This window comes from Alteromonas sp. ABH4_454, assembly GCF_056311775.1.
The window spans coordinates 3,846,092-3,860,037 of the sequence record NZ_CM149972.1 but is presented as its reverse complement, the minus strand read 5'-3'; the positions used below and the strand labels follow the sequence as shown (position 1 = coordinate 3,860,037).

Annotated in this window: 13 protein-coding genes; 4 read left to right on the top strand and 9 right to left on the bottom strand. The window is 38.7% G+C overall.

Annotated elements, in window-relative coordinates; all coding sequences use genetic code 11:
• Positions 1-15: 15 nt before the first annotated feature.
• The 3 genes from gmhB to ACYX4W_RS16900 are packed head-to-tail and all read right to left on the bottom strand — an operon-like array spanning position 16 to position 3,186.
• On the bottom strand, positions 16-585 hold the full coding sequence (gmhB, locus tag ACYX4W_RS16910) for a D-glycero-beta-D-manno-heptose 1,7-bisphosphate 7-phosphatase (protein ID WP_476073927.1): 570 nt from the start codon (positions 583-585) through the stop codon (positions 16-18).
• A complete protein-coding gene (locus ACYX4W_RS16905; RefSeq protein ID WP_476073926.1) occupies positions 582-2,054 on the bottom strand; it encodes an oligosaccharide flippase family protein in 1,473 nt (490 codons plus the stop codon). The genes gmhB and ACYX4W_RS16905 overlap by 4 nt, the downstream gene beginning before the upstream one ends.
• The gene (locus tag ACYX4W_RS16900) at positions 2,041-3,186 is read right to left on the bottom strand and encodes a GNAT family N-acetyltransferase (RefSeq protein WP_476073925.1); all 1,146 of its coding nucleotides are present in this window, start codon (positions 3,184-3,186) and stop codon (positions 2,041-2,043) included. The genes ACYX4W_RS16905 and ACYX4W_RS16900 overlap by 14 nt, the downstream gene beginning before the upstream one ends.
• Before the next feature lie 91 nt (positions 3,187-3,277).
• Between ACYX4W_RS16900 and ACYX4W_RS16895 the strand changes: the two genes are divergently transcribed.
• Positions 3,278-4,531 carry a hypothetical protein gene (locus tag ACYX4W_RS16895; protein WP_476073924.1) on the top strand — a complete coding sequence of 418 codons (1,254 nt, stop codon included), beginning with the start codon at positions 3,278-3,280 and terminating at the stop codon, positions 4,529-4,531.
• An 89-nt stretch (positions 4,532-4,620) separates the two neighbouring features.
• Positions 4,621-5,490 (top strand): ThiF family adenylyltransferase, encoded by an 870-nt coding sequence (locus ACYX4W_RS16890; RefSeq protein ID WP_476073923.1) that lies wholly within the window; start codon positions 4,621-4,623, stop codon positions 5,488-5,490.
• Positions 5,491-5,614: 124 nt separating this feature from the next.
• Here the strand turns inward: ACYX4W_RS16890 and ACYX4W_RS16885 are convergent, their stop codons facing one another.
• The 6 genes from ACYX4W_RS16885 to ACYX4W_RS16860 form a co-directional block, all read right to left on the bottom strand.
• Positions 5,615-6,295: a PEP-CTERM sorting domain-containing protein gene (locus ACYX4W_RS16885; protein WP_476073922.1), complete on the bottom strand. Its 681-nt coding sequence runs from the start codon at positions 6,293-6,295 to the stop codon at positions 5,615-5,617.
• 16 nt (positions 6,296-6,311) lie between these two features.
• Positions 6,312-6,479 (bottom strand): hypothetical protein, encoded by a 168-nt coding sequence (locus ACYX4W_RS16880; RefSeq protein WP_476073921.1) that lies wholly within the window; start codon positions 6,477-6,479, stop codon positions 6,312-6,314.
• Positions 6,480-6,676: 197 nt separating this feature from the next.
• A complete protein-coding gene (gene prsT, locus ACYX4W_RS16875) occupies positions 6,677-9,334 on the bottom strand; it encodes an XrtA/PEP-CTERM system TPR-repeat protein PrsT (protein WP_476073920.1) in 2,658 nt (885 codons plus the stop codon).
• Between the two features lie 118 nt (positions 9,335-9,452).
• Positions 9,453-10,322: a hypothetical protein gene (locus ACYX4W_RS16870; RefSeq protein ID WP_476073919.1), complete on the bottom strand. Its 870-nt coding sequence runs from the start codon at positions 10,320-10,322 to the stop codon at positions 9,453-9,455.
• Between the two features lie 150 nt (positions 10,323-10,472).
• Positions 10,473-11,258: a PEP-CTERM/exosortase system-associated acyltransferase gene (locus ACYX4W_RS16865; RefSeq protein ID WP_476073918.1), complete on the bottom strand. Its 786-nt coding sequence runs from the start codon at positions 11,256-11,258 to the stop codon at positions 10,473-10,475.
• 43 nt (positions 11,259-11,301) lie between these two features.
• Positions 11,302-12,021 (bottom strand): YdcF family protein, encoded by a 720-nt coding sequence (locus ACYX4W_RS16860; RefSeq protein ID WP_476073917.1) that lies wholly within the window; start codon positions 12,019-12,021, stop codon positions 11,302-11,304.
• A gap of 135 nt (positions 12,022-12,156) precedes the next feature.
• On the opposite strand from ACYX4W_RS16860, the gene ACYX4W_RS16855 reads away from it, so the two are divergent.
• A complete protein-coding gene (locus ACYX4W_RS16855) occupies positions 12,157-12,945 on the top strand; it encodes a S1 family peptidase (protein WP_476073916.1) in 789 nt (262 codons plus the stop codon).
• Between the two features lie 148 nt (positions 12,946-13,093).
• The gene (locus ACYX4W_RS16850; protein ID WP_476073915.1) at positions 13,094-13,939 is read left to right on the top strand and encodes a hypothetical protein; all 846 of its coding nucleotides are present in this window, start codon (positions 13,094-13,096) and stop codon (positions 13,937-13,939) included.
• The last annotated feature ends 7 nt before the right edge of the window (positions 13,940-13,946 follow it).

Below are 13,946 nucleotides of genomic sequence, written 5' to 3'. Positions count from 1 at the left end.
GTACAAGTAACCGAGTCACGCTAAAATATCCTGATTGAGTTTTAGAGCAAAAGAATAAAGATTATCAAAAATTTGCCATCTTAAAGGTGTGTTTTCTGGCTGAAAAGCATGCCCTGACTTAACAAGTATGCACCGTTTAATATTAGCCGCCTCAGCAGCTTCTAAGTCGCTGAACTTGTCTCCAACCATAAAGCTTTTACTTACATCTATATCATGCTTATCAATTAGATCGAGAAGCATACCTGGCTTTGGCTTACGGCAACTACAGTTTCTTTTGTAAATGCCATTCGCGCCTGTAGGGTGATGGGGGCAGAACTCGATATCAGTGATATTTACACCATGTTTTGCAAGTTCTGCGTTTAGCCAATTCATTAAATTGTGAAAATCCGATTCAGAGTAATATCCTCGTCCAATACCTGCTTGGTTAGTCACAATAAATAACTTGTACCCAGCGTTCTGTAAAAGCTTTAAAGCACAAATGCAATTGTCAGTAAATTTGAAGTCCTCGATTTTGTGAAGGTAGTTAACTTCTTGGTTTATGACTCCGTCACGATCAAGGAAAATGGCTTTTTGCTTAGTACTCATTGTGAAGCCTTGTTGTACACTTTATTTTTTATAGAGAGCGCCACTTGGGTCAACAACCTTCTGTCTTCGGGGGAAAAAAGAGGCAAAAGCGTGGCTAAGAATATAGATATAAAGTAGGTTGCCGCGCCAACAAGTGAGGTGAATAGAATTTTTACAAATAGACTGTCGAAAATGTTGCAGGACATCAGGACGAAGAACGACATAATTATCCCACAAATGAAAATAACGCTGCACATTCTAATTAAACGTTTCACACTAATTCTAACCACTACTGAAAGCCAAGCTAAGCTGCTCAAAAACATAAATACGCTAAATAGCGCTCTAAATTTCGCCAACGAATCAGGGCTGGTAAGAAGTTGATAAGTCAAGTAGAGAGATATAAGGGCTATAATAAGTGTAATTAAGTCGTATAGGAACACATGCCTTACTAGGCCGCGAGACAATAAAGCATCACTGACAAAGTCTCCTGTCGTAGCGCTCAGTGTTAATATTGCTAGTGTTGCTAATACGGGGGAATATGCTACCCACTGTTCACCAAGTAGCAATAACGTTATGTCTTTTGATAGTAGGAAAAGGCCTATCGCCATGGGTGTACATAGAAGTAGCATGATGAAGCATGTTACATAAATGCGATCAAAACCTTTTTCTTGCCTGTTACCCAATGACATAAATGAGAAAAATACTTGGAACAGAGGTCCTACAAGTTCTCTTGATGGTAGCATAGCAATATCTTTTAACGTGTTGTATCCGCCAACATTAGATAGACTGAAAAGCGAAGCAGCAAACCATACGTCGAACTTTGCGCGGACATGTGCAACGCCATTTCTCAATAGTAACCATTTCCCAAAATGCAGAGGTTTTCTGAAATGTTTGAAAGTGAAAGTCGTACGCTCATTTAAAAGTACGTAACTTATGCAACATTGAGCTAAGGCGTTGCTTAACATTCCAATCACGAGTGCCCAGTGATTCGTATAAAAATAAGCAATGCTAATAGATATAACGCTACCTGCAATTTGTCCGAATACTGCAAACTTAGCAAAGTAGTGAAACGACAACTCGCGTTTCAAATGAATAATAAAACCGTTGTTAGCTGCATTAATTAGCGGTAGAAAACTTAGCGCAACAAGAGGGAACAATAAGTCTTCCCTTTCTAGCAGTTCTACAACAAAAGGCGCGAGACATACAAGCAGAATAGTAAGACTTGTTTTAATTCCAAAATTTAAAGACCAGCAGGCACACAGTTCTTCCTTTGATACCTTTAATTTTTGAATGTAATATTGGTCGACACCTAAATCAGTAAAGACACTCGTGGCCTGAATAACTAGCAGTAGTACAGTGAAAGCACCAAAGTCCTCAGGGGAAAGTAGCCTAGCCAAAAGAAAAACTGAAAGAAAGCCTAAAATTCGGTTAAACCAAGCTGCACCTAACACCCAAGTAGAACTTCTAAAAAGTAGATTACCCTCGCTCATTTAAAAGACTGTCCGAAAGCCTAAAACGGGATCTGGATTTGTCAATCCAGCGTTTTAAAAGTAAAAGGGGGCGCTTTCTTTGGAAGCTAGTGATTATCAAAGTCTCTTCATCACTGCATAACGAAGCTTTGTACTGACCTCTTCCCCCCATAAAATCATATGTAGTCTTGCCTTCTCCAGCATAAAGAGATATTGCAAGAGCATGGGCAACCAATCCCGGTTTTAATTTGTTGTCATCTTCATATTTTATGCCTGATAAGTAGAAATATACATAACCGTGGTGTATGAAATTGTAGAGAAAGCAAGCAGGTGTACCATTAACACTTAAAGATAATATATCAATACACCCGCTACTAAAGTTACGCTTTATCAGTTCGTGGTGAAAATCTCTGAATCGTGAATTATTGAACCCACTTTTGCCTCCCTTCCATCTCAAACGATGAAGCTTTCCCGCGTCCGAAAGCATTTCTAGCGCTTCTTCTAGAGAATCTGCACGTTTTAATTTTACGTCACCTTTTTTATTCAGAAGTTTTATTGAACGTCTGATCTGATGCCTAGTGTTCTTTGATAATGTAGCAAGGTAGTTATCTAAACACCCAAACTCAGGTTTGAGTGTCGTTGAATAACTTTTAGTTTCCCAGATTGTTCTTGGAAAAAGGTTTGTAGAGCAGGGAGTTTCAGAAATTTCTTGTCGGCTAACACCCAAAACGAATTCATCTACAAATGGATATTCTGCCGTTAGATAGTCTAATACGACAGTTCGGATAGACCACTCTCTTCCTCTTGGGCATAGTATGTCATTGTATTCACTCCATATTTGGTCAAAATTTTGTTTCCCAGTTCTGTTTATCCAAAGTTGATTCGTGGAGTAGAAGGTTCTGTTTTCCTTATGGATAGAAAAAAATGCCATACCAACAACTTGGTTGTGCTCATAAACAGTAATCAAATTAGTATCGTAGTTGACCATTTTTAGCCAACAACCGATCCACTTCCAGCTAGTAAAAAAGCTTTTACTCGAAAGTTTTTCCAATTTGAGCCATTCATCTGCAATATAGGTTAACTGCTCTTTTTCTAATTTTTTAGTTGTTACAGCTAGAGAGTTCATAAGATGTGCAGTCTTTTGCTTATCCAATCCATTTTTAGGCTTCTAGAATAGAACCATTAGAGATTTTAAGCAATTGCGGACTCGCTAAGTTTAGCATTCACCACAACTTGGAGCTTCGATGAAATTTTCATTACAGCTGTTTGTAATTTTTTTGATTGTGTCAACATTGTTTATAGTGTTGACCATTTCCACAAAGCCTATTTTAACCGATAGTGAAAAAGTCTCTGGCCGTGTTGTAAAAAAAGCGTACAGCTCTCTCACAGCGCTAAGAGAAGAGTTACTAAAAGACGATCAAAATTTCGCAGTCGATCTGTCTGAAGAAGAGCTTAACAATATGCTTTTGGTAGTCAATGACCTAGCGAGTGTCAATATGAGGATTAATCTTGGTGTAGAGAATGGGATTTTTGTTTTTCAATTGAGTTCTAGCATGCTCAGCCAACCGCTTTTCATAAATGGGTTTTGTTTATTAGGGGGGGCCGCAGGGAAATTAATAGATGAGTGTAAGATAGGATTAATTCCGATTAATGGAAAAGTCATGCAGTTTTTTATTACTAACAGCGTACAACTTTTCGGTGGGAAAGAATTGGCGGAGTTAATAAAAGGTTCTTTCAGTTCGGTACGAGTGAACCATGGGCACCTGGTTGGAAAAATGAGAAAGTCTCAAACACTTGGAGAGAACATTCGCAAACGAAAGAGGCAAATCGTTAATGTATCTAAAAAGTTATTTCAAAATGCAACCGTACACGAAGACGCCGTCGCAGTATATATCGATGAATTAATTTCTATTCCACACTCTGAAACCCGTTTAAGCGTCTATATTGCTCACGCTTTTAAAACTGCTAAAGCTTCGCCAAATGCTTTGCCACCGACAAAAGAAAATGAAGCTGCCATGTGGGCAATTGCGATCTTAGTTGGGTCCAACCAGTTTGCAGATATGATTGGATTGGATAGGTCGCACTATAACTTAAGAAGAACTCAAATAAATGGCCGTTTCGACCATAGCCTACATTATGTCTATTCCATGATAATCGAACTTACCACAAATGTTTCGTTAAGTAATAAAGTTGGTTTGTACAAAGAGCTGCTAGATAGTGAAGGTGGGAGTGGGTTTAGTTTTGATGACTTGGTTGCCGACAGAGCAGGGACAAAATTAGCTCATATTGCTACTCTAGACAATAAGCATGCAGTTCATGTACAGGGGTGGTTTGCTTCTAATGAGATAATTCTTCTGCCTAAATTAGAGTTCCCTAAAAACCAGTTACAAAGTAATAATTTTGAGAGATATTTTGGAGAAGATAAAAACGGTGAATTTGAAGCTATGCTCGAACGCATTGATTCGGCCGTTGATAGTTTAGAAATGTATAACCTGTAATAATTGGTAATGATTTAACCAGTACGAATATCGGTTAAAGAGTGCTATAACTAAACAATACATTTTTATCTTTTATAAGGAAGTATGAAGTGGCTTTTGATTACAACGAAGCTTTTTCTAGAAATATTGGGTGGGTCACCGAAGAAGAACAGAAAAAGTTGAAGAACGCGAAGGTAGCAATCGGTGGGTTAGGCGGCGTTGGTGGTGACCATGCAATTGTTTTAGCTCGCTTAGGAATCGGTCATTTTCATATCTCTGATATGGACGCCTACGATTATGTTAACTTCAACCGACAAGCTGGCGCAAATGTAAATACGGTTGGTAAAGACAAATCGTTAGTTATGGAAGAGACGCTGACTTCTATAAACCCATCAGGAAGTTTAAAGAACTTTCCTAGCGGGATTTCTGAAGATAATTTAGATGAATTTCTAGATGGCGTTGATTTATATGTAGATAGCTTAGATATTTTCAAAGTTGATATACGTCGCAAAGTTTTTCAAGCATGTTACGACAAAGGTATTCCTGCTATTTCCGCAGCGCCAATGGGTATGGGCACAGCCTTGATGTGTTTTTTACCAAACAAAATGAGCTTTGAAGAGTATTTTTGTTTAGAGGGTGTCGATTTCGAAGAGCAAATACTTAGATTTGTGGTAGGTATGTCACCGAGTATGTTGCAGAGGCATTACCTTGTAAAAAAAGCGAGTGTTAATTTCACCGAGAAAGAGTCTAAAGTACCCTCTACTTGTATGGGAATATCTCTTGCCGCAGGAGTGCTATGTACTAACGCGTTAAAAATCCTACTTGGAAGGGGGGAGGTAATCCATGCACCGCAAGGGCTTCATTTTGATGCTTACTTAAATAAGCTTGTCAAAACCAATCGGCCAGGTGGGAACAAGCACTGGAAACAGCGCTTTATGTGTTGGTATTTGAGAAGGCTTCTTGCAAAAGGTGATGATTAGTACGTTTTGAGTACCCCCGCCTAGCAAAGTTTGAATTTTAGAGAAAGGTAAAATAAAAAGCCCCAAATGATTATACGTTGGGGCTTTTTTTTCAATTTAAAAAACAGCTATATCGTTGACTTAATTACTTGCGACGACGGCGGCTAGTACTTACTAAACCAAGCAGACCTAAGCTCATAATTGCTATCGTTGAAGGTTCTGGAACCGCAGCAAAAGATATAGAACCGTCGTGAAGTCCTCTTAACGTTGATGTGCCATCACCGTTATCATCGATCTGAACCTGCGATGCATCAGTGTTGTAGTCAACACTTGCAATTACGTTAACAAAAGATGTAATCAAGTCATTAAACGAGCCTGTGGCAAAATTGAACATATCACCGACCATAACGCCGTTTACTGTCCCTGTTCCTACCGAGCTCAAAACGCCAGCTAGGTTTTGACCGCCAGCTGGTGTATTAATAGTATCATACACATCTATTGTAAATAGCTCAGTAAATGTGTCAGCTATTGTTGCTTCAAACGAATCATAGTAGTAAAACGTTATAGCTCCACTATCGTAGTCTGTTACTAACTCACTGCCAGAAATTGTGCCACTTAAATCGAATTGAAAAGTAAGACCCCAATCTTGTGAATAGTTGTTATCACTAGGACCAGCCTGATTGAGGGTGTCCTGAGGCGATAAGTCACTGATTCCGTTCAGGCCTAACGAAGCTATTGCATCATTCACCGAGCCAGAAAAATCTACGCCACCGGACGTGTTAATGTTGCACCCTGTGGGAAGTGACAGTGCACCACAGTCTGCCACAGTGGTTGATTGATAGTTATATAGTAATTCGCTTAACCAGCCAGTTGTAGTTGACCCAGCAGTCTGTGTTTGGGTTTAGGCCGCCATCGAAGTCTACACCTACATCTATATAAAACTCTTCAGCAGATACTGCTGAAGTCGCGAGCGTTAGTGCTGCGCCTATTGCAATGTGTTTTAATTTCATTTGTGGATCCTTGTAACAAAACTAAAAATTTTAGTAAGGCTGCTACATCAAAATACTTCAAATCCTTTATGCAGCCGTTCAGTAACATACTATGCTAAAAGCGCGCCAAGTAATTAATCCATATAAATCATGACTCTACAAGAAAGGTGATTGGTGGTTGTAAAACTTTCTGACAAAGCGAATACCTTGAAAACGAATTAGCTCGCGTTTTTTGCAGAGCTAGCTTCATTTAAATGATTTATGATTTGTTCATTGTCCGGGTCAATTTCTAAAGCCTCTTTTAAAATAAGAATTGCTTGTTCAATGTCGTCATTTTTTAAAAGTGCGTAACCATAGGTGTCTAAAACAGTCGCACTTTTCGGTGCTATCGCGAAAGCCCTCTCAGCAAACTTCAGTGCTTCCTCAAATTTTTCCTGCTTAATGAATTGCCAAGATAAGTTATTCAGAATAATGAAATTGTTAGGTTCTGAATTCGCTAGTACTCGATAATGCTTGATGGATTTTGTTACATCGAATTTTGAAAAAATACTTGCCAAGGTTAGTCTTATAGTTGCGTCATCAGGCCGTATTTCAAGGTGTTGTTCTAGAAATTTAACCCCCTGTTCTGGGGTGTTATTGTTGACGTTTGCGCTATATATAATCGAAGCCGTTCTCGAGGAGTTAGAATAGTTATAATATTCAGTCAGAGCACTAATGGCTGAAGGGAAGTTTCCGTTTGCATAAGCTATATGCCCCATAATACTTTTATACTCAGGAGTACTTTTCGACTCTTCGCTTAGCAGGTCAATAGCTCGTTGGGCTTCTTTAATTCGTTTATTCAAGATTAGATAGTGTGCACGCAAAAGTTGGAATTGCGTAGAAGCGGGAAATCGTACCAGTGCTTTCTCCGTTTCTCGGAGTGCTTTATCAAACTTACCAGTTTTGTCAAATAACATGACAGGGAACAGCCATGGCTTAATGTTTGATGGAGATGAGTTTCTCCAATCTTGATAAACACCTAGTGCTTGTAACTCGTCCCCGTTGATTAAAAAAGCTTCGGCCCATAATTGCCAGAACTGATCAGGAGCGTCTCTCCTTGACTTTACCAACTCAAAGGCATTGATGACTTCTTGCGACTTGCCGTCAGACAACAGTGCTTGCGCATAACTCGTAATATATTGAAAATTTTCAGGTGACTCCTCGATTTTTTTTCGATATATGGAAAGCGCCGATTCTATTTCTCCATATTCTTTCTCTAACAAAAAATAATTAAACAAAGTAGTGCCTGTTGCTTTTTTAGATTTGGCTAACATTTTTTGTAGTTCGATAGCCTTATCGAAGTTTTTCTTTTCAATTGCCTTCTTCGTATAAAAATTGATCGAATATAAATTCAAGCTATCGAGTGAAAGAGCTTTGGCATGTATTTCTTCTACTTTTTTGAGGTCACCTAGTTTTGCATAAACTGTTGCGGCAGTATTAAGCGCTTGCACATTGTCGGGGGATTTAAGTAGCCAATCATCGACTTGTTCTTTTGCTAATGTTAGTTGGTCTGTATTAATGTAACCTTCGATTAATGCGAACCTCGTGATAGTTTCATCATCTATCAGTAATGACTTTTCTAAATCAGAAATACCACTTGCGTCATTTAAACTCAATTTGAGAATACCAACTTTAGCTAAAGACTTAGCATCATTTAAGTCATTGGTTTTTATTTTCTTTATCAGGCCTTTTGCTTCGTCAGTCATTCCTTTGTTTACAAGTTCAGCGCTCAATTTGAATAAAAGTTGCTTGTCATTATCGTCGATGAAGGAATAGTTACCCATATCTTTCAAAGCATCTGAGGTGTAACCTAAGTTTATCTTAATGTCAGATAAAATTTTGTTAACTGGGTGAGTGGCAACTACGTTCTTGCTGACTGGAAGTAAGTACTCAAATGCTTGTTCATTTTTTCCTAAGTTATAAGCTGCCACTCCAGCATATAGTTTCGCAATAGCATCATCGGGCTCACTTAAAAGCGCTGTATCCATATGTCTAATCGTCGATTCGAAATTTTCCCTATTGAACAAAACGATACCTTTCAATATGTTCGTATAGTGATGATTGGGAAACGACGATAAAATCTGATCAATGAGAGGGGTTGCTTTCTCAAATTGGGCTGTTTTTGTATAGCTGTCAGCTAATAGAAGCTTCCCTTTGTCGTTTGATGGTTGGTCTTTATTAAACTGTTCAAAGTTTTTTACTGCACTTTCGTAATCACCATCTTGAGCGTACAGTTGCCCTAAAAGAAGCCTTGCCTCATAAAACGATTCATTAGTGCTAAGTAATTCCTCAAGCAATATCTGAGCATTAGTGTAGGAACCCTGCTGACTTAAAAGAAAAGCTTTTCCGAAGGAAGTGTAGTCTGCTTCACCGGAAACAATCTCGGCTTGTTCTAAAGCTCGTTTAGCTTTGATATGTTCATCTAGAGCTGCGAATGCGATAGAGCGATATACATAAATCTGCGTAGTTAACGCGTTTGAAGTATCTGGTAGGGTTTCTGACTTTTCTATTATGCCTTCGTAATCTTCCTGAAAATACAGGACACGATAAAACGACTCTAATACCTTATCGTTGTTTTCTTTATTTGAAAGGATAAACTCAAACTCTTTTCTTGCATTAGCATACTGGCCACTTTGCAGATAGACATTAGCAAGTATTTCTCTAGCTTCAAGAGAATCAGGTGTGTCTTTTACTAGATTTTTAAGCTTTATTTCAGCTGCTCTAAAATCCCCTGATTCTAATGACTTCTTAGCATCATCCAATAGTTCTTGCGGAGTCTGCTGAGAGCAACCTACATTGATGGCTAAGCATACAAGGAGTATCAGTAATTTATTCATGTTCATTCCTTCGAAAAGCGTCAAAGCTAATAATAGATGATACTAACAGTTAATTCTTATAAAACAAAAAGCTCGCCTAAGCGAGCTTTATATCGTCATCGAATCTTACGGTCGCTTATTACTTCATAGCCCTCTTACGAGAAAAAGCGCTAATTACAAACAATGATAAACCAAACATAGCTACCGAAAATGGTTCTGGTACTACCGCGAAACTAACTGAACCATCATGGGTACCACTTAAAGAAGTAGTACCATCGCCGTTATCATTGATTGTCACGAGATTAGCATCAGTGTTGTAATCAATATTCACAACGATGTCTTGCTGATTTTCTAATATTGATGCGAAAGTTCCAGAGCTTACATTAAAAAAGTCGGTAATCGCTACGCCGTTTATTGAACCTGAACCAAATGAAGAAACCAAGCCTTGAAGTATTTGTCCGCCAGGAGAGTTAGAGGTTCCAAATACGTCAACAGTGAAAAGTTCAATCAAAGCTGTTGAAACGTCACCGGTTGCAAGTGTCGTTAAGTCATAATAGTAAAAATTTACAGTGCCACTATTGTAGTCTGTAACTAAATCTGGTCCTTGAATAGTTCCTTCTATGTCAAAACTGAATGTGATTCCCCAGCTTTCAGAATAACCATTATCACTTGGCCCAGAGACATCGAGAATGTCCAAAGGGCTAAGGTCAGTAACGCCATTAGTTCCTAGTGAGCTCAAAAACGCGGCAAATGACGTGAGATCTGCGCCCCCGGATGTGTTAACGGTGCAACCTCCAGCAAGTTCTGCAGCAGAACAAAAGGCAGTAGTATTTGAATCATACTTATGGAGGAGTTCAGTAACCCAACCAGTGGTGTTTTGGTCTATCGCAACGTCACTGTTTTTCGATGCATCGAAATCAGCTCCATTATCTATGTAAAATTCATCGGCTGTGGATGAAAGTGAAACTATGGGCAGAACGAGTGTTGCTAAAAGTTTAAATAAACGCATGATTTACCTCGATACATCAACAAAAAATCATATTCGGTTTTCTAGCATGGCGATGCAAAAACTGAACCATACTTTCAAGTGTATGAATAAGAAACCTTTTAAACTATGTTCCAAGTCGCTCAGTTAACAGCTTGTAAAAAATTTTGACATTCAAGGGTGGAGCTTATTTTGTGGAAGGGGGGATTTGATTAGGGCGCTTCTACTACTAGAAATATCGTTTTGAATCTCGGTGAGTAGTTCACCGAAACCTCTTCTTAAGTTCGCAGGCACTTCCATGGGATTAATAATAAATGGCGCTCTCTGACCATGATAGTCTACTACTGAACCTATTTGTTTGAAAGGTAGCCCAACTAATCTCATGCTCCTTGCTAGCCTTGGCTCAACCATTACATAACAATGATGAATATTTTTTTCTATTAGAACCGCTGTTGCTGAAAGGTATAACCCTACAGCAATAAATGGAAAGCACCGTAACTCAGTTTCTGAGTAAGTATGTTCATTGATTGCACCGATAGCTGCGCCGTCGAACTCATCCATTTGTCTTCTACGGAAGTGTTCAGGTACTGCTAATCTGGAAATTTCTACAATATCTTTACGTTCGAAGTTTGATGGTAAGAATTCTTCATCTTCTATACTTTCATTGCAGAAGACTTCGATTGGTAGCTTCTCTTTTTCAGATTGAGAGGTAATTATGCGAACAGTTCCGGCAAATGTAGAGGAAAGTCGGTGCTTTATAAGGCAGTGGATCGAATGCGAGTCAAAATCGTCGGTTTCAAGTTTATTCGCTCTTATTGGCTCAAGTTTGAGTTCTTCAGCGTATACGTTATGGCGTATACCAAATGAAGCTTTGATACTTTCCGTGCTGTTAGAAACATCAGGCTCAAAATAGGTGGCGAAATGCGAAGCAATCGATTCGGCGTCTTGTCTGTTTCTCATTTTGATATTCTCTACATTTTTCGTTATATATTTTAGTACGCACTCAGCAATACTTACTAAGTAAACCAAACCTTCTTTTGAGTTTGAATTCGACTAGGCCAAAATATTCATGTAAAGCCCTTTTTATTATAGTTAAGTTCTTAGGGTCTGGTAAATTAAGCTTAAGTACAATTTTGGGTTTTACTAAAAAGTCGGTAGGGGCAGCGTGAATATTTACCCCACATAATTTGAAGTAACTACTGGCTCTTAACATATGGCTCGCCGACGTGACCAAAGTTAAAGATGAGGGGTGAACTTTTTTCAAGATTCCCTGAATTTCGGACTCAGTGTCGTAGCCTATTGGAATTTCAATAATATCTTTGCTTTCCACACTTTGACGTTCGAGAAAATCGCGAGCGTAACGACTATAAGCGCTTGGCCACTCACCAAAATTACCGCCAGCAACAATTATCTTGTATTCATGAGTTTGGTATATATCTGCTGCGTGTGATAATCGTAAATAAGAGCATGGTGGCCATCTGTTTGCATATGGAATAGTCATTTCATCGTAATAGTTGCATGCCATTACCACAATAATGCGCTGTCCATTGCCAGTGTTTTTTTCATTTTTATCGTGTTCGCTATTGATTGAGTGTTGCTCCAGTGGATGTAATAAAGCTGAAGAAAGAAAAGATTGACTACATGAAAACAGCAAAATAAAAGCAAATAAGATAGTATGAAAAGAGTACTTATTCTTTTTAACTAATAACAATAGCCCTGACATTAGCACTAGGATAAAGAAATGTATCAAAGGACTGGTTATTATATTAGCGAAAGTACTCAATGTCTTATTCTTGATTTAATTAACCTTTGCTATTGTTTTACCACTCATTTATGCAAAAACACCAGAGATAAAATTATGAAACCCACGTTATTTCTATTTCTTTTGTCTATAATTAATATCCTTAATACCGTTCATGCTAGTGATACTCTCTCGCTACCTTCAGTTATAAAAAAAGTACAGCCATCGGTAGTAGGTGTAGGGACGCTTACCCCTATTGAAGGAAATTTAGCACAACTAAAAGGTACAGGGTTTGTTATTGGAGGAGGGCGCTACATTGCCACAAACTATCACGTTGTATCAGAAACACTGTCCCAAGATAAAATTCAGAAGCGGGTTGTTTTCGTCGGTACTGGTCGTAAATTTGAGCTGCATGAAGTCGAAATAATAGATTTTGATCCAGTATTCGACTTGGCAATCCTGAAAATTCTGACTGACAAAATAGAACTTCCCTCTAAGTTTACGTTTCGTAAAACTGAAAGCATGGTTGAACCAGGGGAAGAAATAGCTTTCACGGGGTTTCCGATTGGCAGTATTCTTGGGTTGTACCCAGCTACTCATAAGGGTATTATTGCGGCAGTAACTCCTGATGCCACTCCAGCAAGTTCCTCGTCTCAACTTAATTCCCAACTTATTGCTCGATTACAGCAAAAATTCGATGTTTATCAATTGGACGCTACAGCATTTCCCGGGAATAGCGGAAGTGCTTTATATGTAGCTAGTTCAGGTGAAGTAATTGGTATTATTAATAAAGTGATGGTTCAGGGTGGAAAAGAATACGCGCTATCGTCCCCAAGTGGTATCACCTACGCAATACCGGTAAAGCATTTGCGAAATTTGGCAACAAGGAATAACATAAGCCTGTAGGGACAAAAAATCGTCAAACTAATTTACACTTTGTTTTGATACATTAATTAACACATTGTTTAACTTAGTTTTTTTGTTTGGCAGGTTTTTTGCATCTCACTGTGGCGTTAAGAACCAAACATTCGATTCATAGGTGCGGATTAGATTTATGCAAAAGTTATCAAGACGAAAATTGTTGAAAGGGACGGTCAAAACAGCACCTTTACTTGCCTTGGCGAGCAGTAAATCAGTTTGGGCGTCTAGTTGTATGTCTATGTCAGGCTCTCTATCTAATAACTTCTCCAATAAAGTCACTTATGAATGTAAAGGCTCAGAAGGGTGCTCTGTTGACGTTTGGAAAAACAAAGTCCATTTTTGGCCTAAGAGTGTGTTTCCCGGGATATTCTTATTTTCCAATAAAAACTTTAACATAAAGTGGGATTGGACGAAGGGGAAAAGCTCCTATTTAAAGGGGGACAGGAAATATTTCGGTTGGAACAAGAAGACACTATCTGATGTCGCTAATTCGGATAATTATGGTAGCTATGCAAAAACTTGGAGCCAGCTGCTTGGTGGTATGCGACCCCAAGGAATTTCGTGCGAGACTCCATGGGAATCTTTGAGTCAAACCTACTCTAGCGGCTCTAGTGAAGCCGAGCAACATTTAGCTGCTGCTTATTTAAACGCTGTTCACCCAGGAATAGAGTACGGATACAGTGCGCTTCAGTTAATAGATTTTTGCAATAGGGCGGAATCAAATAAAGATCAAAAGATATTCAATCGCTTTATAGATTCTCTAGCATCTCTAAATGAGCGCGGTGTATTGGACGAATCCAAGTTGCAAACGTACGCTCGATCTGATTTATCTAAGTGCTACGACCCGAATAAATCCTCAAGCAGCCGTTATCAAGGTTTTTCCTCTTATAGTGCGAAAAGTAGCTCGTCTTCTAGTTCAAACAGTATTGATACTGCGGGTATAATAGGTGATCCTTCAGATTATCCATCTTTGTCGTAGAATCTCT

What these genes read in the sequence shown, in the direction of transcription:
- ACYX4W_RS16855 (WP_476073916.1), top strand. Translation starts at nt 12,157, where the DNA reads ATGAAACCCACGTTATTTCTATTTCTTTTGTCTATAATTAATATCCTT.
- ACYX4W_RS16865 (WP_476073918.1), bottom strand. Translation starts at nt 11,258, where the DNA reads ATGAGAAACAGACAAGACGCCGAATCGATTGCTTCGCATTTCGCCACC.
- ACYX4W_RS16895 (WP_476073924.1), top strand. Translation starts at nt 3,278, where the DNA reads ATGAAATTTTCATTACAGCTGTTTGTAATTTTTTTGATTGTGTCAACA.
- prsT (WP_476073920.1), bottom strand. Translation starts at nt 9,334, where the DNA reads ATGAATAAATTACTGATACTCCTTGTATGCTTAGCCATCAATGTAGGT.
- ACYX4W_RS16850 (WP_476073915.1), top strand. Translation starts at nt 13,094, where the DNA reads ATGCAAAAGTTATCAAGACGAAAATTGTTGAAAGGGACGGTCAAAACA.
- ACYX4W_RS16880 (WP_476073921.1), bottom strand. Translation starts at nt 6,479, where the DNA reads ATGAAATTAAAACACATTGCAATAGGCGCAGCACTAACGCTCGCGACT.
- ACYX4W_RS16905 (WP_476073926.1), bottom strand. Translation starts at nt 2,054, where the DNA reads ATGAGCGAGGGTAATCTACTTTTTAGAAGTTCTACTTGGGTGTTAGGT.
- ACYX4W_RS16860 (WP_476073917.1), bottom strand. Translation starts at nt 12,021, where the DNA reads ATGTCAGGGCTATTGTTATTAGTTAAAAAGAATAAGTACTCTTTTCAT.
- gmhB (WP_476073927.1), bottom strand. Translation starts at nt 585, where the DNA reads ATGAGTACTAAGCAAAAAGCCATTTTCCTTGATCGTGACGGAGTCATA.
- ACYX4W_RS16870 (WP_476073919.1), bottom strand. Translation starts at nt 10,322, where the DNA reads ATGCGTTTATTTAAACTTTTAGCAACACTCGTTCTGCCCATAGTTTCA.